General features: G+C 53.7%; 20 protein-coding genes. 7 read left to right on the top strand and 13 right to left on the bottom strand.

What is annotated here, in order from left to right:
- Positions 1–13: 13 nt before the first annotated feature.
- The 10 genes from J2125_RS11115 to rpmH form a co-directional block, all read right to left on the bottom strand.
- Positions 14–757, bottom strand: coding sequence for a 4'-phosphopantetheinyl transferase family protein (locus J2125_RS11115; protein WP_017800304.1), 744 nt, complete (start codon positions 755–757; stop codon positions 14–16).
- A 136-nt stretch (positions 758–893) separates the two neighbouring features.
- Complete coding sequence (locus J2125_RS11110) at positions 894–2,000, bottom strand: Ldh family oxidoreductase (protein WP_017800305.1); 1,107 nt, start codon at positions 1,998–2,000, stop codon at positions 894–896.
- A 161-nt stretch (positions 2,001–2,161) separates the two neighbouring features.
- Positions 2,162–3,604 carry a Fic family protein gene (locus J2125_RS11105; protein WP_209499497.1) on the bottom strand — a complete coding sequence of 481 codons (1,443 nt, stop codon included), beginning with the start codon at positions 3,602–3,604 and terminating at the stop codon, positions 2,162–2,164.
- 188 nt (positions 3,605–3,792) lie between these two features.
- Positions 3,793–4,119: a SymE family type I addiction module toxin gene (locus tag J2125_RS11100; RefSeq protein ID WP_026111602.1), complete on the bottom strand. Its 327-nt coding sequence runs from the start codon at positions 4,117–4,119 to the stop codon at positions 3,793–3,795.
- Positions 4,120–4,544: 425 nt separating this feature from the next.
- The gene (locus tag J2125_RS11095; RefSeq protein ID WP_026111603.1) at positions 4,545–5,237 is read right to left on the bottom strand and encodes a hypothetical protein; all 693 of its coding nucleotides are present in this window, start codon (positions 5,235–5,237) and stop codon (positions 4,545–4,547) included.
- A gap of 175 nt (positions 5,238–5,412) precedes the next feature.
- Positions 5,413–6,777, bottom strand: a complete 1,365-nt coding sequence (mnmE, locus tag J2125_RS11090) for a tRNA uridine-5-carboxymethylaminomethyl(34) synthesis GTPase MnmE (RefSeq protein ID WP_017800309.1) — start codon at positions 6,775–6,777, stop codon at positions 5,413–5,415.
- A 101-nt stretch (positions 6,778–6,878) separates the two neighbouring features.
- Complete coding sequence (gene yidC / locus J2125_RS11085; protein ID WP_017800310.1) at positions 6,879–8,525, bottom strand: membrane protein insertase YidC; 1,647 nt, start codon at positions 8,523–8,525, stop codon at positions 6,879–6,881.
- Positions 8,526–8,527: 2 nt separating this feature from the next.
- On the bottom strand, positions 8,528–8,785 hold the full coding sequence (gene yidD / locus J2125_RS11080; RefSeq protein WP_071590501.1) for a membrane protein insertion efficiency factor YidD: 258 nt from the start codon (positions 8,783–8,785) through the stop codon (positions 8,528–8,530).
- On the bottom strand, positions 8,749–9,108 hold the full coding sequence (gene rnpA / locus J2125_RS11075) for a ribonuclease P protein component (RefSeq protein ID WP_026111604.1): 360 nt from the start codon (positions 9,106–9,108) through the stop codon (positions 8,749–8,751). The genes yidD and rnpA overlap by 37 nt, the downstream gene beginning before the upstream one ends.
- Before the next feature lie 15 nt (positions 9,109–9,123).
- Positions 9,124–9,264 (bottom strand): 50S ribosomal protein L34, encoded by a 141-nt coding sequence (gene rpmH, locus J2125_RS11070; RefSeq protein WP_071590502.1) that lies wholly within the window; start codon positions 9,262–9,264, stop codon positions 9,124–9,126.
- 589 nt (positions 9,265–9,853) lie between these two features.
- On the opposite strand from rpmH, the gene dnaA reads away from it, so the two are divergent.
- The 6 genes from dnaA (at position 9,854) to J2125_RS11040 (ending at position 18,309) form a co-directional block, all read left to right on the top strand.
- A complete protein-coding gene (gene dnaA, locus J2125_RS11065; RefSeq protein WP_026111605.1) occupies positions 9,854–11,251 on the top strand; it encodes a chromosomal replication initiator protein DnaA in 1,398 nt (465 codons plus the stop codon).
- Positions 11,252–11,255: 4 nt separating this feature from the next.
- Positions 11,256–12,356 carry a DNA polymerase III subunit beta gene (gene dnaN, locus J2125_RS11060; protein ID WP_017800313.1) on the top strand — a complete coding sequence of 367 codons (1,101 nt, stop codon included), beginning with the start codon at positions 11,256–11,258 and terminating at the stop codon, positions 12,354–12,356.
- Positions 12,357–12,484: 128 nt separating this feature from the next.
- Positions 12,485–13,570, top strand: coding sequence for a DNA replication/repair protein RecF (recF, locus tag J2125_RS11055; protein ID WP_017800314.1), 1,086 nt, complete (start codon positions 12,485–12,487; stop codon positions 13,568–13,570).
- Positions 13,571–13,587: 17 nt separating this feature from the next.
- Positions 13,588–15,996, top strand: a complete 2,409-nt coding sequence (gene gyrB / locus J2125_RS11050; protein ID WP_017800315.1) for a DNA topoisomerase (ATP-hydrolyzing) subunit B — start codon at positions 13,588–13,590, stop codon at positions 15,994–15,996.
- Positions 15,997–16,149: 153 nt separating this feature from the next.
- Positions 16,150–16,959 carry a sugar-phosphatase gene (gene yidA / locus J2125_RS11045; protein WP_017800316.1) on the top strand — a complete coding sequence of 270 codons (810 nt, stop codon included), beginning with the start codon at positions 16,150–16,152 and terminating at the stop codon, positions 16,957–16,959.
- An 81-nt stretch (positions 16,960–17,040) separates the two neighbouring features.
- Positions 17,041–18,309 (top strand): YidR family protein, encoded by a 1,269-nt coding sequence (locus tag J2125_RS11040; protein ID WP_017800317.1) that lies wholly within the window; start codon positions 17,041–17,043, stop codon positions 18,307–18,309.
- On the opposite strand, the gene J2125_RS11035 is transcribed toward J2125_RS11040, so the two are convergent.
- On the bottom strand, positions 18,290–18,658 hold the full coding sequence (locus J2125_RS11035; protein WP_017800318.1) for a YceK/YidQ family lipoprotein: 369 nt from the start codon (positions 18,656–18,658) through the stop codon (positions 18,290–18,292). The genes J2125_RS11040 and J2125_RS11035 overlap by 20 nt on opposite strands.
- Before the next feature lie 309 nt (positions 18,659–18,967).
- Between J2125_RS11035 and ibpA the strand changes: the two genes are divergently transcribed.
- On the top strand, positions 18,968–19,387 hold the full coding sequence (ibpA, locus tag J2125_RS11030; RefSeq protein ID WP_017800319.1) for a small heat shock chaperone IbpA: 420 nt from the start codon (positions 18,968–18,970) through the stop codon (positions 19,385–19,387).
- A gap of 38 nt (positions 19,388–19,425) precedes the next feature.
- Here the strand turns inward: ibpA and J2125_RS11025 are convergent, their stop codons facing one another.
- Positions 19,426–20,343: an O-acetylserine/cysteine exporter gene (locus tag J2125_RS11025; protein WP_017800320.1), complete on the bottom strand. Its 918-nt coding sequence runs from the start codon at positions 20,341–20,343 to the stop codon at positions 19,426–19,428.
- A gap of 26 nt (positions 20,344–20,369) precedes the next feature.
- Positions 20,370–20,867 carry a YbaK/EbsC family protein gene (locus J2125_RS11020; RefSeq protein ID WP_017800321.1) on the bottom strand — a complete coding sequence of 166 codons (498 nt, stop codon included), beginning with the start codon at positions 20,865–20,867 and terminating at the stop codon, positions 20,370–20,372.
- Between the last annotated feature and the right edge of the window lie 9 nt (positions 20,868–20,876).

Genomic DNA, 20,876 nt, shown 5'->3' with positions numbered 1-20,876 from the left:
ATGCCGCTTTTTTTTAATGATGCTGTACCTGACGCTCATGCGGCATGCTGGTGAGGCGTAAGGCGCGTGGCCCCATATTCGGTTTACTCACTTCCACATCGCGCAGCGCGTGCCAGTTATTTTCCTGATCTAACTCCCACAGACGTAAACGCTGGGTGCCTGGCGACAGCGCGCATGACCATACCATCAGTGGCTCGACATCGCTGATGGCCTGAATATCGGGAAAAGCGGCGGAACGCAGACGACCGGAAGCGGGGTGCAGGCGTAATGCGTCGACATCACGCTGGCCTTCACCGGTGAGTTTCAGCACGCTCTGGCGCAGGGTCCACAGCTGGGTGGCGGCTTCAACCGGATCCTGCTGGGCATTGATCCAGGCTTTTTCACCGGAAGAGAGACACTGCAGCTGATTTTCCACCGTCTGACGGCTATGGGCGCGGACAATCTCCATATCCAGCCCGGCGCGCCCGCCCTCTTCTGCCAGCAGGACGCCAACCTGATTACCGGCATAGGCGATACTAAAATCAGGCAGATCGGCATCAGCAAAGCAGGGACGTCCGCTGCTCATGGTAATCAGCGCAGGGAGTTGTTGCATGCCATAAACCCGCAGCATCAGTTCGGCCAGCAATGATCGCGCGGCTAGAAAACGCACACGGCGTTTTTCATTCAGGTTTACGGAATCTTCTAATAATTTTTGAGGTAGCCGCCGCACTTGTGCCGGGGTCTGGACGTACGCCCAGCGTACAAAATGACTTGCCATCTGTCGCTCCGTGAAAATGGTCGGATAATCATCAGTACGTATTGTAAGAATTTTCTGAATCAATTTCACCCGTCTTTCCGTTTCCTTACGGAAAATAGGACAAATGACTAATACTGAGTGTGCTAAGTCTGTCGGCTTAGCGCGCTGACTGGCTGGCGTAAGGCGTTAACAGGTCACTGAAATCACGCTGCTGACAAATATCCCGTAGCTTCTGCAGGAGTGAGCCAGGCAACGGCACGCCGTGTTCCACACGCTGGCGGCGGGTGTGGTTTTCCGGTTCACCGGCCACCAGCACTGGCGAGGCCGGGTCGCTGGCGGGCGTGGCATGCAGCGTATCGATCACTTCATCCAGACTCTGCTGGAATTGCGCCAGCGGTCCAAAGGCCGTGGGATTGATTGCGAGGAAAAAGTGGCCGATATCCGGGATTGCGCCCGGCGGACGGGTGGCGGCGAAGGCGGAGCCTGCCAGCGTACCAGCCAAAATTTGCGCCATCATCGCCAGGCCGTAACCTTTATGTCCGCCGTTTTGTTCCAGTCCACCCAGCGGGGTAAGCCCGCCTTCCGGCTGCTCATACACGGTGATCATCCCCTCGCGACTGCTGGTGACCGCATCGCCCCGGGCATCAACCACCCATCCGGCAGGCAGATCTTTCTGCTGATAGTCATAAACTTTGATTTTATTAGCGGCAACGGTGGTGGTGGCCATATCCAGCGCAAAATCTTCATTACGGCCCGCCGGGGCGGCAAAGGCGATGGGATTGGTGCCTAATACTGGCACCGCGGCGCGTGACGGCACCAGCATGCGACTGCGAGTGGTACTGGTGACCAGCGCAATTTTGCCTCTGGCCGCGGCGTAGCGGGCATATAAACCGGCAGCGCCAAAGTGGTTAGCATTGCGCACCACCACGCAGCCAAGGCCGGAGTGCTCACTTTTATCGACTGCCAGCTCGATTGCGCGCTGCGCAGTGGCATGTCCCAGCGCATGACCGCCATCAAGCACCGCAGTAGTCGGCGTTTCTGACAGCAGACGCGTTTCGCCAGTGGGATGCCACTGTCCGTCGCGCAGTAAGCGGTCATAATGCGGCAGCATCGATATGCCATGGGAGTCGATTCCCAGCAGATCGGTTTCAATAATTAATTTTGCGGTTTGCTGAGCAGCATCGGCGGCGATGCCCCATCCACGCAGGATGGTTTCCGTCTGCTGTAACAGTAATTCCGCAGGAAAAAGGAGAGGTTTGTTCATTATTCTCTTCATAACAGGAGGGCAAAATTCAGAAGTGAATAATAACACTGCTCTTTTTGTGGTTTATATGCGCATATGGCAACAGCTTATGCGGAAATCAGCAATAGAGAGGGGTAAGTGTGACGTTTAATGATAATTGTCCAACAACCTGTTGGGCTATCTTATGCACGATCTCCTCCTGAATTCTTCAGTGCCAACCTGTTTTTACCCGTCGCCGTAAGTCGATATCTTTGCCGACTGCTTTTAGGTTTGTCCGGAATCGTCATTTCTATGAATCCGCCCGTCAGTGCCGGGAGAAGATAGGTATAGCGGAAGTGATCTTCATGCTTTAATCCCAGTGCGCCCTGAATGTCCGACCGCTTCATTTCCCCTTGCATTACCGCCAGTAGCCGCACTACTTCCCCGGTAACTTCCCCGGTAACTTCCCCGGTAACTTCCCCGGTAACTGTTTCTGCCTGTGGTCGCTGGATAACCACGCGAAACTGGTTAGCAGTGACATCGTCGATAAGATCGATGGTCGACCAATTCTGCAATGCGCGGGGAATGCCGGTGCCCAGGCCGCGGTAGGGCAGAATATGTATGGCATGCTCGGTCAGCGTGGGATTACGCCGGTTAGTGGCGCCGCGACGAATGGCCTCGGTGTTCAGGCTGTCGGGCAAGTGACCAGGACTGATGATCTCCACTCTATCGGCGAATACCATCAGACGGATAGAAGCACTGGTGAAGTAGTCGCGGTGAATCAACGCATTGACCAACAACTCTTCCAGCGCTTGTTGCGGAATTTCCAGTTGCCCTGGCGTATTGAAGCCTCTTCCGGCCTGTACATGGCGCAGGTTGCGGCGAATAAAGGCAAAGCTGCGCAGGTATTGCTCCAGCAACGTGCCGCCGATGTCTTCACTGTCCAGATAACGGGTATCGTGCAGCGCTGTGCCGGGGAAAGCGACGGCCTTGACTTCGAAAGCGGGTCGCCAGCGCTGCGGGTGGTGGCCGAATAACATCAGTCCGGTCAGGTTCAGCTCGCGCCCGTCACTCAGGCTGAGGTTTTGCAGCAGTTGTTCCAACGGCTGATCGGCAAACTCGATATCCTGCCCGTAGCGGCGATTGAAATAGTCATGGAAGACCTTGTCATCAATATCTGCTAGCGACGTACCGGCTATCGGTACCACATCTGCATAGACCAGTCCGGCGAGTTGGAACATACGTTGCATCTCTTCGCGGGCTGTCACATGGCGCTTATCAGCCGCTTGCTTGACCCAAAGGCGACCCTGGTGATCCACATAGGGTTTGGCAAGGCCATCGGGCACGCTGATCACCATCACGATGCCGTTGGCCGTCTGCACATTTTCAGTGAGCGGATGTACCGGTGGGCGGACGTGCTGCGAGGCGGCATTGCTTAACAACTGATTCAGACGCCGTACGGCGACGGCATCCAGCCCCACCACCGAGCCATTATCCGCTACGCCGATAAACAACTGGCCGCCGCCACTGTTGGAAAAAGCCGCCAGCTCAGCCGCCATACTATCAGTGTTGGTGGCATCGCGTTTGAACTGGTGGCGGCTGTCTTCGCCGAGAGCCAGTTGATGCAAGAGTTCGGCTTCGGTCATTGGTAACATTATCCTCATTCGGTGAGTAATTCGCTGGTGTTGAAATCAGAAAAAAGGATCTTGTCTGGTAACAATTTCAAGCGAATGCCAGTGAAAGAATAATAATTGAACAGCGGAAGATGCAGAAGCTGCCAGACAGGCCTGCATACTATCCCGACCACCAGCCGGGATAGTGACCCCTTACGCTATCAGCTGCCGTTACTGGCCACTAAGCCAATATATTCCTCAACCTGGCGCTGCTTACGCGCAGAGAGTTTACGTAACGAATGGATAAATTCAGGTTCGTCCAGATCACTCTTGCGGGGAGTAATCACCAGACAACCTGACATCACGCGAATATCGACCTCTGTTCCAATGGGGAAACCTGCCGCCGCCAGCCAGTGACCTTTTAACGTTAGCGAAGAGATTTGAGTAAAATCCGGATGTCGTCTCATATAACCTACCTTATTTCGCCGAATAATTGCAGATGGGACTTCTGATCGTGGAATAACTGACTTACAATTGTGCTCAGCCATAATAACTATCTCCGTTAGTTGTTGTGGTTAGCGGTGCGGATGTGTTCCACCACATTCGCATCGCGACTAAAAGATATACTGATATAATATACAGGGCTGGTTGGAAGTCCAGATAAAACCTTTTATCTTTCCAGGAGAAATTGTTATTACTTTATTTAACTAATTATTTTAATTTTACTGTATTAATTTATATGTATACCATTTTTATGGTGCTTTAAATCTCGATCCCATAAACTAACTTCTTTTCCAGCCTAAATAAAAGTAAACGCCCAGGCTGAACAGCGCAAAAATTGCCGTTGATTTTAGAGCGTACTCTTCCCAAAACGTTACCGCTGCGGCAAAAAATAGTGCTGTGAGAATAACGGGTATAAAACCAAGCAGATACCAGAGTACATCTTTCCAAAAAGAACGAAATGTGTTTCTCATCAGTCCATCAACCTCATAAGCGCCTCTGCCATCTCTCTTTCTGATTTCATAAATGGCTGAAAATGATAGTTTTGTTGAATTACAGGTTCAATCAAAAAGTACATCATTTCAAGATTTTGACTATACAATGCTGAGTAGTATAGTCGATTAAATTCTTTCAGATTGTTCGCGGATTCAGCGGCTTTGGTGATCAACCCATAACCGCTCAACATCAATACCGCTGCATTAGACAGGCGTCCAATTTTTCTGTCTATACTTGTCTGGATACTAAAGCTACCCCTGATTGTGGTCGCGAGGCTATGAACAAGCATACGTGATGTAATTGCATTACTGGAGATAGTCGCCCCAAATCCGCTAATAAAACTGGCGATCTTTTTTATCTGCTCATCGGTTTGCCCCTGAAAAAACACCTGGATATATATTTCTATCATGCGATAGACTATATCGTCAGGTTTCAGTAATTCAGCAATACCTTTACCAAAACGAATATCTTCATGGGAGAGGCGTGTGCAGACATCCTGATAGTTTTCTGTAAAGCAGGAGGTGTACCATGTCAGCCGGGTAAAGGCATCACCTAATAATCTCGCCTGAGCCAACACCTGGTCTTTAACACCTTTGAGCGCATGTTCCAGTCTGACAGCCAGTTCCTTATTAGCCTGCATCTTAGTAATGATTTTTGAATTCTCTATCATCCTTGAATACTCCATATAGCTTCCGGTGCTGATTATCCGGGAATAGAGCAACAGAAACCATGCGCCAGCCCTGATTATTGATGATCTCCTGAATCGTGCTGAAATGATAATTGTCCAACAACCTGTTGGACAATTACGCTTGCAATAATGAGGTTAAAAGAGAGTACGCGCTAACTTACTTGCCGATACAAAAACTGGAGAAAATCCGCCCCAGCAGATCGTCGGAAGTAAACTCACCGGTGATTTCCGTCAGCGCCTGCTGCGCCAGGCGCAGCTCTTCCGCCAGTAACTCTCCGGCCCATGCGCCTAACAGCTGATGTTTACCTTGTTGTAAGTGCTGCGCCGCCAGTTCCAGCGCCTGCAGATGACGACGACGGGCAAGGAAGCCGCCTTCCATATTGCCAGCGAAACCCATGCTCTGTTTCAGATGGTCGCGCAGCAGATCAATACCTTCACCGGTGCGCGCCGACAGTCGAATAAGTGAGTGATTATTCACTTCGCTGATACCCAGCGTTTCACCAGTCATATCGGCTTTATTGCGCACCACGGTAATCGGTAAGCTGGCGGGCAGACGGGCAATAAAATCGGGCCAGATATCTGCCGGTTCGGTGGCGTCGGTGGTGGTGCCGTCAACCATAAACAGCACGCGGTCCGCCTGCTCAATCTCCAGCCAGGCGCGTTCAATACCAATGCGCTCAACTTCATCACTGGCTTCACGTAAGCCCGCAGTATCAATAATATGCAGCGGCATCCCGTCGATATGAATATGTTCGCGCAGTACATCGCGGGTGGTGCCAGCAATATCGGTAACGATTGCGGCGTCACGTCCGGCTAAGGCATTCAGCAGGCTGGATTTACCGGCGTTTGGCCGGCCAGCAATCACCACTTTCATCCCTTCGCGCAGCAGGCTGCCCTGACGCGCTTCGGCACGTACCGCGTCGAGATCGGCGATCACCGTATGCAGCTGCCCTTCGATTTTGCCGTCAGAGAGAAAGTCGATCTCCTCATCCGGGAAGTCGATAGCCGCCTCAACATAGATTCGCAGGTGAGTAAGTGCTTCCACTAAATGATTTACGCGCGCGGAAAAAGCGCCCTGCAACGAGTTCAGCGCCGAGCGTGCCGCCTGCTCGGAACTGGCGTCGATCAGGTCGGCAATCGCTTCTGCCTGGGCTAAATCGAGCTTATCGTTGAGGAAGGCGCGTTCGGAGAACTCGCCTGGCTGCGCAATGCGCACGCCGTGCAGCGCGACAATACGTTTCAGCAGCAAATCAAGGATCACCGGGCCGCCGTGGCCCTGCAATTCCAGCACATCTTCTCCGGTAAAAGAGTTCGGACCAGGAAACCACAGCGCGATCCCCTGATCGAGCGCGTTGCCATCGGCGTCACGAAATGGCAGATAGTCGGCGTAACGGGGCTTCGGCAGTTTGCCCAGCAGCTGTTGCGCGACGTCGGCCGCTTTGGCGCCGGAAACGCGCAGGATACCGACGCCGCCGCGTCCCGGAGGTGTCGCCTGGGCGACGATCGTATCGCTATGGCTCATGTTTAACTCTCTTTTGCTGCAAAAAAATAAGGCGGTCAATTGACCGCCTTATGATATCTCAAGGGCGGCGAGAACGCCGCCCCTTCGTAGTCCGTATCGAATTACGCTTTTTTCTTGTCGCGGCTATGCAGGCCACGTTTTTCCAGGCCGCGATAAATCAGCTGCTGCTGGATAATGGTTACCAGGTTGCTGACGATGTAGTACAGCACCAGACCTGACGGGAACCACAAGAAGAACACGGTGAAGATAACCGGCATAAAGGTCATGATCTTCTGCTGCATCGGATCGGTCACGGTGGTCGGTGACATCTTCTGAATGAAGAACATGGTCACGCCCATCAGGATCGGCAGGATGTAGTACGGGTCCTGCGCGGCGAGGTCATGAATCCACAGTGCAAACGGCGCATGACGCAGTTCAACCGAGCCCATCAGCATGTAATACAGCGCAAGGAAGATTGGCATCTGAATAATCAGCGGGAAGCAGCCACCCAGCGGGTTGACCTTCTCGGCTTTATACAGCGCCATCATCTCCTGGGACATTTTCTGCTTATCGTCACCTAAACGCTCACGCATCGCCGCCATTTTTGGCTGCAGCATGCGCATTTTCGCCATCGAGGTGTACTGCGCTTTGGTCAGCGGGTACATGATGCCGCGCACGATAAAGGTGATAACGATAATGGAGAAGCCCCAGTTACCGATAAAGCTGTGCAGGAACTTCAGCAGCTTAAACAGCGGCTGAGAGATAAACCACAGCCAGCCGTAATCCACAGTCAGATCGAGGTGCGGAGCAACCGCAGCCATCTTGTCCTGGATTTCCGGGCCAACCCACAGGGTTGCTGCAAGGTTCTGCTGCGCGCCCGGCGCCACGGTAACCGGCGTCGATTTGTAGCCAACCGCTGCAATGCCGTTGCCAAGGTTAGTGGTATACAGTGAGTTATTGCCAGTGGTCATCGGCACCCATGCGGTAGCAAAGTACTGCTGCAGCATCGCCACCCAACCGTTGGCGGTTGAGGTGCTCAGGTTCTCGTTATCGGCAATTTTATCAAATTTGTATTTTTCATACTTTGACTCGCTGGTGGAGTAAGCCGCACCGCGGAAAGTATGTAATGCAAAGTTATTGCTACCAGTGTCACGATGCTTCGGCAGGTCGATGGTTTGCTTCAGCTGACCAAACATCGCCACTTCCAGCGGCTGCTGCGTGGTGTTGTTCACCTGATAATCGACGCCAATCGCATATTCACCGCGCTTCACCACGAAAGTCTTGGTGTATACCGCACCATTTTCCGCAGTGAAAATCATCGGGATACGCAACTCGCTCTGACCCGGGGCCAGTTCGAAGTGATCCTGCTGGGTGGTAAACAGTGGACGCGCGCCGTTAGACGGGTTGTCCGGACCGTTACGCCCGGTCAGGCCACTCTGTGCCTGGTAGACGAAAGACGGTGTGGTTTCCAGCAGCTGGAACGGCTGATCAGAACCCAGTTTGTCCGGGTAAGTCAGCAGCAGAGCCTGTTCGATATCACCACCGCGGGTATTGATGTTCAAAGACAGGACATCAGTCTTAACGGTGATCGTCTTACCCTGACCGCTGGCTGGAACGCCCTGGTTGGCGGCATCACCTGCTGCGCTGGTCGTGTTTTGTGTGGTCTGGGTCTGCTGTGGCTGCGGAGCGTTGTCCGTCTGCCAGGCTTGCCAGATCATAAAAGACACGAACAGAAAAGCGATGAGAAAAAGATTACGTTGCGAATCCATCGTTAATGTTCTCTGTTATCGTCGGTTTTGGGCGGCACCGGATCGTCGCCACCTGGGTTCAAAGGGTGGCATTTTAATACGCGTTTCACTGTCAACCAACTGCCTTTTATCACACCAAACCTGCGCAATGCCTCAATACCGTATTGAGAGCAGGTTGGATGAAAGCGGCAGTGAGGTCCTAACAGCGGACTGATAACGCGCTGATACACACGTATCAGCGCAATCAGGAGCCGCGAGCCAGACGACAGTGACGACGCCATAGTTTCTCCAACGCTTCCGCCAGCGCACGATTATCCAGATCAGCAACCCCTTTCTTCGCCACTACCACAAAATCCATTGACGGCAGTTCGTGTTGTCGCAGGCGAAAGCTTTCGCGGGTCAATCGCTTGATCCGGTTACGCTCATGCGCACGTTTAACATTTTTTTTAGCGACGGTAAGACCGATGCGGGGATGCCCCAGCGCGTTAAGGCGGCCGAGAATGGTAATTTGCGGCATGCCAGCCCGTTGTGGCTGCTGGAAGACGAAAGTGAAATGAGTGGGAGTTAACAAACGTAACTCCCTGGGAAATGCGAGCTTAACCACTCAGGGTTAGCTTTATTACTTGGAAACGGTCAGACGAGAACGGTTTTTAGCACGACGACGTGCCAGAACCTGACGACCATTTTTTGTTGCCATACGAGCACGGAAGCCGTGTGAACGGTTGCGCTTCAGTACGGACGGTTGAAAAGTGCGTTTCATGGCGATTTCTACCTAAACTTGAAAAAAATTTCACTTGGTGACGCGTGTATGGGCCAGTAAATATGACCGACGCCTCAGTGTGTCTTTAATAAAGAGGCGGGATTGTAATAATTGTACAGTCCAGAGTCAATTTACTTCGCATTATGGCGCGTCCTGATGTCCCGGGTTGACCCGTAAAACCAGCCAAATCGGGCCAGAGCGCAACACGTCGGGGCGAGAATTATACGGCGTCCATTATAAAGCGCAAGGATCGGCCAGGATCTTATCGCGATCGTTTGCGAGGAATTTACGCGAAAACGTGATGGCGCCAGGAAAAATCACCGAATCCGGACGATCCTGAATGCCTTTTAAGCAGGGTGGCGTACACTTATCAGCCTGTGGATAAAATGGATCAAAACTGTGTAGAAAGTGAAGATCTCTGGCGCGCTTTGCGCTATGATCCGCCCTTCCGCTAACGATCCTTCCGTCGATCGCGATCGGATTAACCGCAGATAGCGGTTCGCATGCGTTACGTCTGCATGCGTCAACAATGATTAAATTATCGTTTCAGCGCCTTTTTCTTATCGATTTTGTTCGAGTGGAGTCCGCCGTGTCACTTTCGCTATGGCAACAGTGTCTTGCCCGCCTGCAGGATGAGCTACCTGCCACAGAATTCAGCATGTGGATACGCCCGCTACAGGCCGAACTGAATGACAATACACTGGCCTTGTATGCACCAAACCGGTTTGTACTCGACTGGGTTCGTGATAAATACCTGAATAATATCAACGGACTGTTAAATGAATTCTGCGGCGCGGACACACCGTTGCTGCGTTTTGAAGTGGGCAGTAAACCGGTAACGCGCACCATCAGTCAGCCCGTTGCCGCCAGCGCCAGCTTCAGCGCGCCACCTGCTCCGGCGGGGATCCGCCCGGCGCCATCACGTCCAAGCTGGGATAATGTTCCGGCCCCGGCCGAGCTTTCATACCGTTCGAACGTCAACACCAAACATAACTTCGACAACTTTGTTGAAGGTAAATCAAACCAGCTGGCGCGCGCGGCTGCGCGTCAGGTCGCCGATAATCCGGGTGGTGCGTATAACCCGCTGTTTCTGTATGGCGGCACTGGCCTGGGTAAAACGCACCTGCTGCACGCGGTAGGTAATGGCATTATGGCGCGCAAGCCGAATGCCAAAGTGGTGTATATGCACTCCGAGCGCTTTGTGCAGGATATGGTGAAAGCGCTGCAAAATAATGCCATTGAAGAGTTCAAGCGCTATTATCGTTCTGTCGATGCGCTGCTGATCGATGACATTCAGTTCTTTGCCAATAAAGAGCGTTCGCAGGAAGAGTTTTTCCACACCTTTAATGCGCTGCTGGAAGGTAATCAGCAGATCATTCTGACCTCGGATCGTTATCCAAAAGAGATCAACGGGGTGGAAGATCGTCTTAAGTCGCGCTTTGGCTGGGGCCTGACGGTGGCGATCGAGCCACCGGAGCTGGAAACCCGCGTCGCGATTCTGATGAAAAAAGCCGATGAAAACGACATTCGCCTGCCGGGCGAAGTGGCGTTCTTTATTGCCAAGCGTTTACGCTCTAATGTGCGTGAACTGGAAGGCGCACTGAACCGTGTGATTGCTAACGCCAACTTCACTGGTCGCGCGATTACCATCGATTTCGTGCGCGAAGCGCTGCGCGATCTGCTGGCGCTGCAGGAAAAGCTGGTCACCATCGATAATATTCAGAAGACGGTGGCCGAGTACTATAAAATCAAAGTGGCTGATTTGCTCTCCAAACGTCGCTCCCGTTCAGTGGCGCGTCCGCGCCAGATGGCGATGGCGATGGCGAAAGAGCTGACCAACCACAGTTTGCCGGAAATCGGTGATGCTTTCGGGGGTCGCGACCATACGACCGTGCTGCATGCCTGCCGTAAAATAGAGCAGCTACGCGAAGAGAGTCACGACATTAAAGAAGATTTCTCAAATTTAATCAGAACATTATCTTCCTGACGCTATGAAATTTATTGTAGAACGCGAGCATTTACTCAAGCCATTACAGCAAGTCAGCAGCCCACTGGGCGGCCGTCCAACGCTGCCTATCCTTGGCAACCTGCTGCTGCAGGTGAATGAAGGCAGCCTGTTGCTGACTGGCACTGATTTAGAAATGGAAATGGTAGCGCGTGTGGCGCTATCGCAGGCGCATGAGCCGGGGGCAACCACCGTGCCGGCGCGTAAATTTTTCGATATCTGTCGTGGTCTGCCTGAAGGGGCGGAGATCACAGTGGTGCTGGAAGGTGACAGAATGCTGGTGCGCTCAGGCCGCAGCCGCTTCTCATTGTCCACCTTGCCAGCCAGCGATTTCCCGAATCTCGACGACTGGCAGAGTGAAGTTGAATTCACCCTGCCGCAGGCCACCATGAAACGCCTGATTGAAGCCACGCAGTTTTCGATGGCGCATCAGGACGTGCGTTACTATCTGAACGGCATGCTGTTTGAAACTGAAGGTGAAGAGCTGCGTACGGTCGCCACCGACGGTCACCGTCTGGCGGTCTGTTCAATGCCAGTGGGTCAGGCGCTGCCGAACCATTCGGTGATCGTGCCGCGTAAAGGGGTGATAGAGCTGGTGCGTCTGCTTGACGGTGGCGATACGCCGTTACAGGTGCAGATCGGCAGCAATAATATCCGTGCGCATGTCGGCGACTTTATCTTCACCTCTAAACTGGTGGATGGTCGTTTCCCTGACTACCGTCGCGTATTGCCGAAAAATCCGGATAAAACCCTCGATGCGGGCTGCGATCTGCTGAAGCAGGCTTTTTCCCGTGCGGCGATTCTTTCAAACGAGAAGTTCCGCGGTGTTCGCCTCTATATCAGCGAAAATCAGCTGAAAATCACCGCCAATAACCCGGAGCAGGAAGAAGCGGAAGAGATCCTCGACGTCACCTATGGCGGCACCGATCTGGAAATTGGCTTTAACGTCAGTTACGTGCTGGATGTGCTGAACGCGCTGAAATGTGAAAATGTGCGTTTACTGCTGACCGATTCGGTTTCCAGCGTGCAGATCGAAGATGCAGCCAGTCAGTCGGCGGCGTATGTCGTGATGCCAATGCGCTTGTAATTGGCGAATTTGTCACCATATTGTAGGGGAGGCGTTCTCGCCTCCCGTACCAATGGTTTGCACAGTGTCCGCCATCATTAAGGGAGCCGATAGCGGCTCCCCTACAGCGTCGTGGAATATCTTTACCTATGGCTTTAACCCGCCTTCTTATCAAAGACTTTCGTAATATTGAAAATGCGGATCTCGCGCTTGCGCCAGGTTTTAACTTTTTAGTTGGCGCCAATGGCAGCGGCAAAACCAGCGTGCTGGAAGCCATTTACACCCTTGGCCATGGGCGCGCGTTTCGCAGTTTGCAGGCCGGACGCGTGATTCGTCACGATCAGGATGCCTTTATCCTGCATGGACGTATCGACGGCGCGGACCGTGAAATCTCGCTCGGCCTGACCAAAAATCGTCAGGGCGACAGCAAAGTGCGTATCGACGGCAGCGACGGCCATAAAGTGGCGGAGCTGGCGCAGTTACTGCCGATGCAGCTGATTACGCCGGAAGGTTTTACCTTGCTTAATGGCGGGCCAAAATACCGCCGTGCCTATATTGACTGGGGCTGTTTTCATAACGAACCGGGCTTCTTTAACGCCTGGAGTAATCTGCGTCGCCTGCTCAAGCAGCGTAACGCGGCGTTGCGCCAGGTCTCCCGTTACCAGCAGATCCGTGCATGGGATCAGGAACTGGCGCCGCTGGCGGAGCAGATCAGCCAGTGGCGCGCGCAATACAGCGAGGCGATCGCGGCGGATATTACCGCCACCTGCGCCCAGTTTCTGCCGGAGTGCCAGCTCAGTTTCTCTTTCCAGCGCGGCTGGGATAAAGAGAGTGACTATGCCGAACTGCTGGAACGGCAGTTCGAACGCGATCGTGCGTTAACCTATACCGCCAGCGGCCCCCATAAAGCGGATTTTCGTATTCGTTCTGAGGGGACGCCGGTGGAAGATTTACTGTCGCGCGGGCAATTAAAGCTGCTGATGTGTGCTTTACGCCTGGCGCAGGGTGAGTTTCTCACCCGACAGAACGGGCGACGTTGCCTGTATCTGATAGATGATTTTGCCTCTGAGCTGGATGAGAGTCGTCGTCGCCTGTTAGCGACGCGTCTGAAGGCCACTCAGGCCCAGGTTTTCGTCAGCGCCATCGGCGCAGAGCATGTCATCGATATGACTGACGAAAAGGGCAAGATGTTCCACGTAGAACAGGGTAAAATAGCGGTTCAACCTGAAGATTAAATGAGCGAGAAACGTTGATGTCGAATACTTATGACTCCTCAAGTATCAAAGTTCTGAAAGGGCTTGATGCGGTACGCAAACGCCCGGGTATGTATATCGGCGATACGGATGACGGCACCGGTCTGCATCACATGGTATTCGAGGTAGTGGATAACGCCATTGACGAAGCACTCGCCGGGCACTGTTCAGATATTACTGTGACTATTCATGCTGATAACTCAGTATCCGTACAGGATGATGGCCGTGGTATTCCGACCGGCATTCATGAAGAAGAGGGTGTCTCTGCCGCTGAAGTTATCATGACGGTATTGCATGCCGGCGGTAAGTTCGATGATAACTCGTATAAAGTTTCCGGTGGTCTGCATGGCGTAGGTGTGTCAGTGGTTAACGCCCTGTCACAGAAGCTGGAGCTGACCATTCGCCGTGAAGGCAAAGTTCATCAGCAGGTTTACGTACATGGCGTGCCACAGGCGCCGCTGGCGGTCTCGGGTGAAACCGACCTTACCGGTACTCGCGTGCGTTTCTGGCCAAGCCATGAAACCTTTACCAACGTCATTGAATTTGAATATGAAATTCTGGCGAAGCGTCTGCGTGAACTTTCGTTCCTGAACTCCGGCGTTTCCATTCGTCTGGAAGATAAGCGCGACGGCAAAAGCGATCACTATCACTACGAAGGCGGTATCAAGGCGTTCGTGGAGTATCTGAATAAAAACAAAACGCCAATCCACCCGAATGTGTTCTATTTCTCCACCGAGAAAGATGGCATTGGCGTGGAAGTGGCGTTGCAGTGGAATGATGGTTTCCAGGAAAACATCTACTGCTTTACCAACAATATCCCACAGCGCGACGGTGGCACCCACCTCGCGGGCTTCCGCGCGGCAATGACCCGTACGCTGAACGCCTATATGGATAAAGAAGGCTACAGCAAAAAAGCTAAAGTCAGCGCCACCGGTGACGATGCGCGTGAAGGCCTGATTGCCGTCGTATCGGTAAAAGTGCCGGATCCGAAGTTCTCTTCACAGACCAAAGATAAACTGGTGTCATCTGAAGTAAAAACCGCAGTCGAGACGCAGATGAACGAACGTCTGGTCGAGTATCTGCTGGAAAATCCGGGCGATGCGAAAATCGTGGTCGGTAAAATCATCGATGCGGCCCGTGCGCGTGAAGCGGCGCGTCGCGCCCGTGAAATGACCCGTCGTAAAGGCGCGCTGGACCTGGCGGGCTTGCCAGGCAAACTGGCGGACTGTCAGGAGCGCGACCCGGCGCTGTCTGAAATCTACCTGGTGGAAGGGGACTCGGCTGGCGGCTCCGCCAAGCAGGGTCGTAACCGTAAGAACCAGGCGATTCTGCCGCTGAAAGGTAAAATCCTGAACGTGGAGAAAGCGCGTTTCGACAAAATGCTCTCTTCACAGGAAGTGGCGACGCTGATTACCGCGCTGGGCTGCGGCATTGGCCGTGATGAATACAACCCGGACAAACTGCGTTATCACAGCATCATTATCATGACCGATGCCGACGTCGATGGTTCGCATATCCGTACGCTGCTGTTGACCTTCTTCTATCGTCAGATGCCGGAAATTGTTGAGCGCGGCCATATCTTTATTGCGCAGCCGCCGCTGTACAAAGTGAAGAAAGGCAAGCAGGAACAGTATATTAAAGACGACGAAGCGATGGATCAGTATCAGATCGCCATTGCACTCGACGGCGCGACGCTGCATATCAATGCCGATGCGCCAGCGCTGGGCGGCGAGCAGCTGGAAACGCTGGTTTCCGAGTTCAACGCCACGCAGAAAATGATCAAGCGTATGGAACGTCGTTATCCGCTGGCCCTGCTTAATGCGTTGATTTACCACCCGACGCTGAGCGAGCTGAAGGAAGAAACGGCGGTGCAGAGCTGGATTGAAGGGCTGGTGAACTATCTCAATGAGAAAGATCAGCACGGCAGCAGCTACAGCGCCGTAGTTCGTGAAAACCGCGAGCTGCACCTGTTTGAGCCGGTTCTGCGTATCCGTACCCATGGCGTTGACACCGATTATCCACTGGATAACGAGTTTATGCTGGGCGGCGAGTACCGCAAAATCTGTGCGCTGGGTGAGAAACTGCGCGGCCTGATCGAAGAAGATGCGTTTATCGAACGTGGCGAGCGTCGTCAGCCGGTTGCCAGCTTTGAACAGGCGCTGGAGTGGCTGGTGAAAGAGTCACGTCGCGGTCTGTCAGTACAGCGCTACAAAGGTCTGGGCGAAATGAACCCGGAGCAGCTATGGGAAACCACCATGGATCCGGGCAGCCGCCGTATGCTGCGCGTGACGGTGAAAGACGCCATCGCTGCTGACCAGCTGTTCACCACCCTGATGGGGGATGCAGTTGAACCACGCCGTGCGTTTATCGAAGAGAACGCTCTGCGCGCAGCGAACATCGATATCTGATTTGCTGCGGATCACTGTATCAGCCTGATAAAAAGGAACGGCCCTGGCCGTTCCTTTTTTTATGCCGTTTTAGTTATCCATTGCCGTTACGGCTGGTCATTGTGAGCTGAATCGCGCTAGCATGGATGAAAACCGTTAGCTGACGAGGATGTTATGGCGATAAAACTGATTGCGATCGATATGGACGGCACGCTGCTTAATCATCAACACAACATTACCCCACGGGTGAAAGAGGCGATTGGCCGCGCGCGTGAGAAAGGGGTGTATGTGGTGCTGGCGACGGGCCGCCCTTATATCGGTGTGGCGCGCTATCTGCTGGAGCTGGATTTGCAGCAGGAAGGCCAGTTCTGTATCACCAATAATGGCGCCCTGGTTCAGCGCGCGGTTAACGGCGACTGCATCGCCGAAGTCACCATCTCCTTTGATGACTATCTCTATTTTGAACAACTTGCACGTCAGTTAGGCGTTCATTTCCATGCGCTGGATAAATCACTGCTGTATACCGCTAATCAGGATATCAGCGAATATACCGTACACGAGGCTGCGCTGACCGGCATGCCGCTGCGTTACCGCAGTGTGGCGGAGATGGATCGCACGCTGACCTTCCCGAAAGTTATGATGATTGATCAGCCGGCGTTGCTGGATAGCGCCATTGCGCGTATCCCGGCGGAACTGCATGAAAAATACACCATAATGAAAAGCGCGCCTTACTACCTCGAAATCCTGAATAAACAGGTAAATAAAGGCGCGGGCGTCAAAGCGCTGGCCGATCAGCTGGGCCTGGCGCGGGAAGAGATTATGGCTATCGGTGACCAGGAGAACGATCTGGCGATGCTGGAGTTTGCCGGCACTGGCGTGGCGATGGGCAACGGTATTGATGCGGTAAAAGCGATCAGCCAGTTTGTCACTAAAACCAATATGGAAGATGGCGTGGCGCTGGCCATCGAGAAGTTTGTGCTGTAATGGCTGCAGTTTGCTGGCATCTCTGTCCTGATGCCAGCGAATGTTTTACCCTTAGTGCATGCCTCGCTAAGGGTAACCCCGATGACGGAAAAACAGCTTACTTTTGATGACCGGAACCATCAGCTCACCAATATCAATGTCTGGACCGCCGACAGCCAGTGGCTGGTCTACGATCTGCGCCCCTCCGGCGCCTCCTTTACCAGCCTGACCATTGAGCGCATTAATACCCGCACGGCGGTGACTGAAGTGTTATATCAGGCCAGCCAGGGGGCGCATGTCGGCGTGGTGACCGCCAGTCCCGATTTACCGCCGCGTTACGTCTGTATTCACGGCCCGGAAAACCCCGATGCATACTGGCAGTATGATTTCCATCATCGTCGCGGCGTCATCGTCCAAAATGGGGTGGCGGAAAACCTTGATGCCTGCGATATCACCCCGCCTTTTACGCCCGGTGCGCTACGCGGCGGCTCGCATGTGCATGTTTTTAGCCCCGACGGTTCGCGTCTGAGTTTTACCTATAACGATCATGTAATGCATGAGTGGGATAGCGCCGAAGATTTGCGTAACGTCGGGGTTGCGGTGCCGCTGCATGCGGTTTGTCCGCGCAAACAGCATCCGCGTGAATATGATGGCAGCCACTTCTGCGTACTGGTCAGCCAGACTACCGCCACACCGACACCGGGCAGCGATGAGATCAATCGCGCTTATGAAGAGGGCTGGATTGGCGCTGAAGGTTACCGTAAGCCGGATGGCAGCCAGCAGCGCTGGGCGCTGGCATTTATTGGCGATACGCTGGCCAGCAATGGTGAGAAGCTTCCCGAAGTCTTTATCGTCGATCTGCCGGCAAAAATGCAGGATTACGCGCTGGCGGGCGATCAGCCGCTGGAAGGCAGCGCAACGCGCTTACCGGCACCACCGCAGGGCGTAAAACAGCGGCGGCTGACCTTCAGCGCCGGGCGTCGCTATCCCGGCGTGGTCAGCCAGCCGCGCCACTGGTTGCGCGCCTCACAGGATGGCAGCGCGATTGCTTTTCTGATGAAAGATGATGCCGGTGTGGTTCAGCTGTGGACCATCTCGCCAGACGGCGGCGCACCGCAGCAGATTAGTGACAGCCGCAACGATATTCAGTCCGCGTTTAGCTGGCATCCTGACGGGAAAGCGGTGGCGCTGATATGTGATAACAGCGTCATGCTGTGTGAGATAGCCAGCGGCAAAATGCGGCGAGTCACGGCGCGCAGCGATCAGGCGCCGAGTGGCGATGCGGTGGTGATATCGCCGGATGGCCAGCAGGTGGCGTTTATGCGCGATATCAACGGCTATCGCCAGATCTTTACGGCTGCACTGAGTTAGACGCCATCGGCGCTGCGGTTTTCAGGCTGTCCTCGGTATGCGCCAGTTTTTCACTGCGCAGCACGCGCTCGCGCGGTGAATCTTGACTTTTATCATCGTCGGAACGCAGGTAATCCCACGGCAGCAGCACCGTGTCCATTACCGCGGAGAACGGCAGATCGATCACCGCCAGCGGTTTCAGCGCCCAGCTGGTATCACTGTCAGCGATAATCGCAGCGCTGGCGCGGGTGCCGGGGTAATAACCCTGGTTTGGCCCGGTATGGGACATTACGCTTGAACAACCTGTGGTGCCTGCCAGTGAGCAGCAGGCGAATAAACCGGCTAAATGGAAACGGCTAATAGCTTTCATCTCTGATTATCCCTTCAGTCATGGACATAATGCCTGGCTGAGTCTCTCCGTCGTCAGGCAGGGAAACTTCCCGGTTACTCTGTGGTAACTCTGGCCCGATTTCCGACGGAATCTCAGCTGAGTGTATGCCATTCGCAGCATTATGGTTAAAAAAATTACAGCATTGGCTCTTGAAAGCGGCAAGATAGTCACCATTTTTAAATCAAGGTCACAAAGAGTATGCCGACAGGGTACGGCTTTGATGACTGGCAACCTGTCCGTTGTGGAAGGTTGTGATGACAACTCGCTGAAAATCAGGAGCTATTACTTATGCGTAACTTTGATCTCTCTCCACTTTACCGTTCTGCCATTGGTTTCGACCGTCTGATTAACCTGCTGGAATCCAATCAGGGCCAGAGCAACGGCGGTTATCCTCCCTATAATGTGGAGCTGGTGGATGAAAATCACTACCGAATTACGATTGCGGTGGCGGGTTTTGCCCAGAGTGAACTGGATATCACCTCCCACGACAATCTGCTGATTGTGCGCGGCGCCCATGCGGAAGAGCAGCAACCTGAACGCCAGTATCTGTATCAGGGGATCGCCGAGCGGAATTTCGAACGCAAATTCCAGCTTGCCGAACATGTGCATGTGCGTGATGCGCGTTTAGAGAACGGCCTGCTGTATATCGATCTGGAACGAGTCGTGCCGGAATCGATGAAGCCACGCCGGATTGAAATTCTGAAATAGCGTTAAGTGCGGGGGCCAGCCAGATGCTGGCCCCACTGTTATTGCTGATGCTGCTGCCGCGTAACGCGGGCGGAGGTCAGTAAACCACCAAATACATTCAGCAGTAATCCCGCAATAATGATCGCCGCACCGGTAAGCTGCATTACCGACAGCGTTTCATCCAGCAGCAACGCCGCACTGAGTATCCCCACCACCGGCACCAGCAACGCCAGCGGCGCTACCCGCCAGGTTTCATAGCGACTCAGCAGATTCCCCCAGATGGCATAACCGACGATGGTGGCGATAAACGCCAGGTAAATCAGCGACAGAATGGTGGAAGCATTAATATTGACCAGACTGAGCACCATCGCCTGCGGCCCTTCGTACAGCCATGAACAGACAAAAAATGGCACCACTGGCACCAGCGCACTCCACACCACCAGCGACATCACCGGCACCCGGCTATTACGCATAATCACCTTATTGGTGATATTGCCCAGCGCCCAGGAGAGTGCGGCGCCCAGCGTCAGCAACAGCGTCACCAGCGTAATGCCACTGCCGCTCTGGTTCTGCATTCCGGCCTGCGCCAGCACCAGCATGCCTGCTGCCGCCACCAGAATGCCGGCGATATGATTCCAGCGCAGTTTTTCTGACAGCATTACTGCGCCCAGCAGAATGGTGAAAAAGGCCTGTGCCTGAATCACCAGCGAGGCAATACCCGCGGGCATTCCCAGCTTGATGGCGAGAAACAGAAAGGCGAACTGACCAAAACTGATGGTCATGCCATAAACCACCAGCCATTTGAGCGGGATTTTGGGTGGTTTGACAAAGAAAATCGCTGGCAGCGCCACCAGCGCGAAACGCAAACCGGCCAGAAGAAATGGCGGCATATCGTGAAGACCCACTTTAATAACGACAAAATTCACCCCCCAGGCAATCACCACACAGAGAGCCAGCAACATATCTTTGACCGACATAACACTTTCCTTTTTCGACGCGCGGGTTATGCGTTAGCAGTAACCGGCGCGGAAATCTCACCACAACATTCAGTGCCAACCACACGGAAATAGTCATCGGCGTTAAGCGCAATCGACTTATCCAGTTCACCGGCGTTAAAGAACAGCTCACCGGCGCTGCGCATACGTTGATCAACCAGCAAGGCTAGCTCGCTGGCAAAACTGAACGGCGGAACCGCGCCCATCACGCACTGGGTCAGCTCCTGCGCCACTTCCGGCGGCGCAAAACTCGATTTTTTGCCATCCATCAGTTTCGCCACCGCTTTGAAATTGACCTTGCTGTCGCCGGGAATAATCGCCAGCACATAGCGTACTGGCGCGGCGCCGGCAATCACCTGCAATACCATCGCTTTCGCCGCCTGCTCCGGCGCATTACCACGGATGGCGCTGATCAGCTCGGTGCGGCCTTCTGGCGGATGCTCAATCACCCGGAAGTTCGCGTGATTTTTTTCCAGCAGCGCTACAATTTTTTCAAAGGTATTCATTGGCTTATT

Origin of the sequence: Winslowiella toletana, from assembly GCF_017875465.1 — a bacterium.
GTDB classification, from domain to species: Bacteria; Pseudomonadota; Gammaproteobacteria; order Enterobacterales; family Enterobacteriaceae; genus Erwinia; species Erwinia toletana.
This window is presented reverse-complemented; position numbering and strand designations above follow the sequence as displayed.

Excerpts from the sequence above, each read along its gene's own strand:
- J2125_RS11105 (WP_209499497.1), bottom strand. The coding sequence starts at position 3,604 with ATGACCGAAGCCGAACTCTTGCATCAACTGGCTCTCGGCGAAGACAGC.
- yidC (WP_017800310.1), bottom strand. The coding sequence starts at position 8,525 with ATGGATTCGCAACGTAATCTTTTTCTCATCGCTTTTCTGTTCGTGTCT.
- mnmE (WP_017800309.1), bottom strand. The coding sequence starts at position 6,777 with ATGAGCCATAGCGATACGATCGTCGCCCAGGCGACACCTCCGGGACGC.
- J2125_RS11035 (WP_017800318.1), bottom strand. The coding sequence starts at position 18,658 with ATGAAAGCTATTAGCCGTTTCCATTTAGCCGGTTTATTCGCCTGCTGC.
- gyrB (WP_017800315.1), top strand. The coding sequence starts at position 13,588 with ATGTCGAATACTTATGACTCCTCAAGTATCAAAGTTCTGAAAGGGCTT.
- J2125_RS11040 (WP_017800317.1), top strand. The coding sequence starts at position 17,041 with ATGACGGAAAAACAGCTTACTTTTGATGACCGGAACCATCAGCTCACC.
- yidA (WP_017800316.1), top strand. The coding sequence starts at position 16,150 with ATGGCGATAAAACTGATTGCGATCGATATGGACGGCACGCTGCTTAAT.
- J2125_RS11095 (WP_026111603.1), bottom strand. The coding sequence starts at position 5,237 with ATGATAGAGAATTCAAAAATCATTACTAAGATGCAGGCTAATAAGGAA.
- recF (WP_017800314.1), top strand. The coding sequence starts at position 12,485 with ATGGCTTTAACCCGCCTTCTTATCAAAGACTTTCGTAATATTGAAAAT.
- J2125_RS11020 (WP_017800321.1), bottom strand. The coding sequence starts at position 20,867 with ATGAATACCTTTGAAAAAATTGTAGCGCTGCTGGAAAAAAATCACGCG.
- dnaN (WP_017800313.1), top strand. The coding sequence starts at position 11,256 with ATGAAATTTATTGTAGAACGCGAGCATTTACTCAAGCCATTACAGCAA.
- J2125_RS11110 (WP_017800305.1), bottom strand. The coding sequence starts at position 2,000 with ATGAACAAACCTCTCCTTTTTCCTGCGGAATTACTGTTACAGCAGACG.
- ibpA (WP_017800319.1), top strand. The coding sequence starts at position 18,968 with ATGCGTAACTTTGATCTCTCTCCACTTTACCGTTCTGCCATTGGTTTC.
- yidD (WP_071590501.1), bottom strand. The coding sequence starts at position 8,785 with ATGGCGTCGTCACTGTCGTCTGGCTCGCGGCTCCTGATTGCGCTGATA.
- rpmH (WP_071590502.1), bottom strand. The coding sequence starts at position 9,264 with ATGAAACGCACTTTTCAACCGTCCGTACTGAAGCGCAACCGTTCACAC.
- J2125_RS11115 (WP_017800304.1), bottom strand. The coding sequence starts at position 757 with ATGGCAAGTCATTTTGTACGCTGGGCGTACGTCCAGACCCCGGCACAA.
- J2125_RS11100 (WP_026111602.1), bottom strand. The coding sequence starts at position 4,119 with ATGGCTGAGCACAATTGTAAGTCAGTTATTCCACGATCAGAAGTCCCA.
- J2125_RS11025 (WP_017800320.1), bottom strand. The coding sequence starts at position 20,343 with ATGTCGGTCAAAGATATGTTGCTGGCTCTCTGTGTGGTGATTGCCTGG.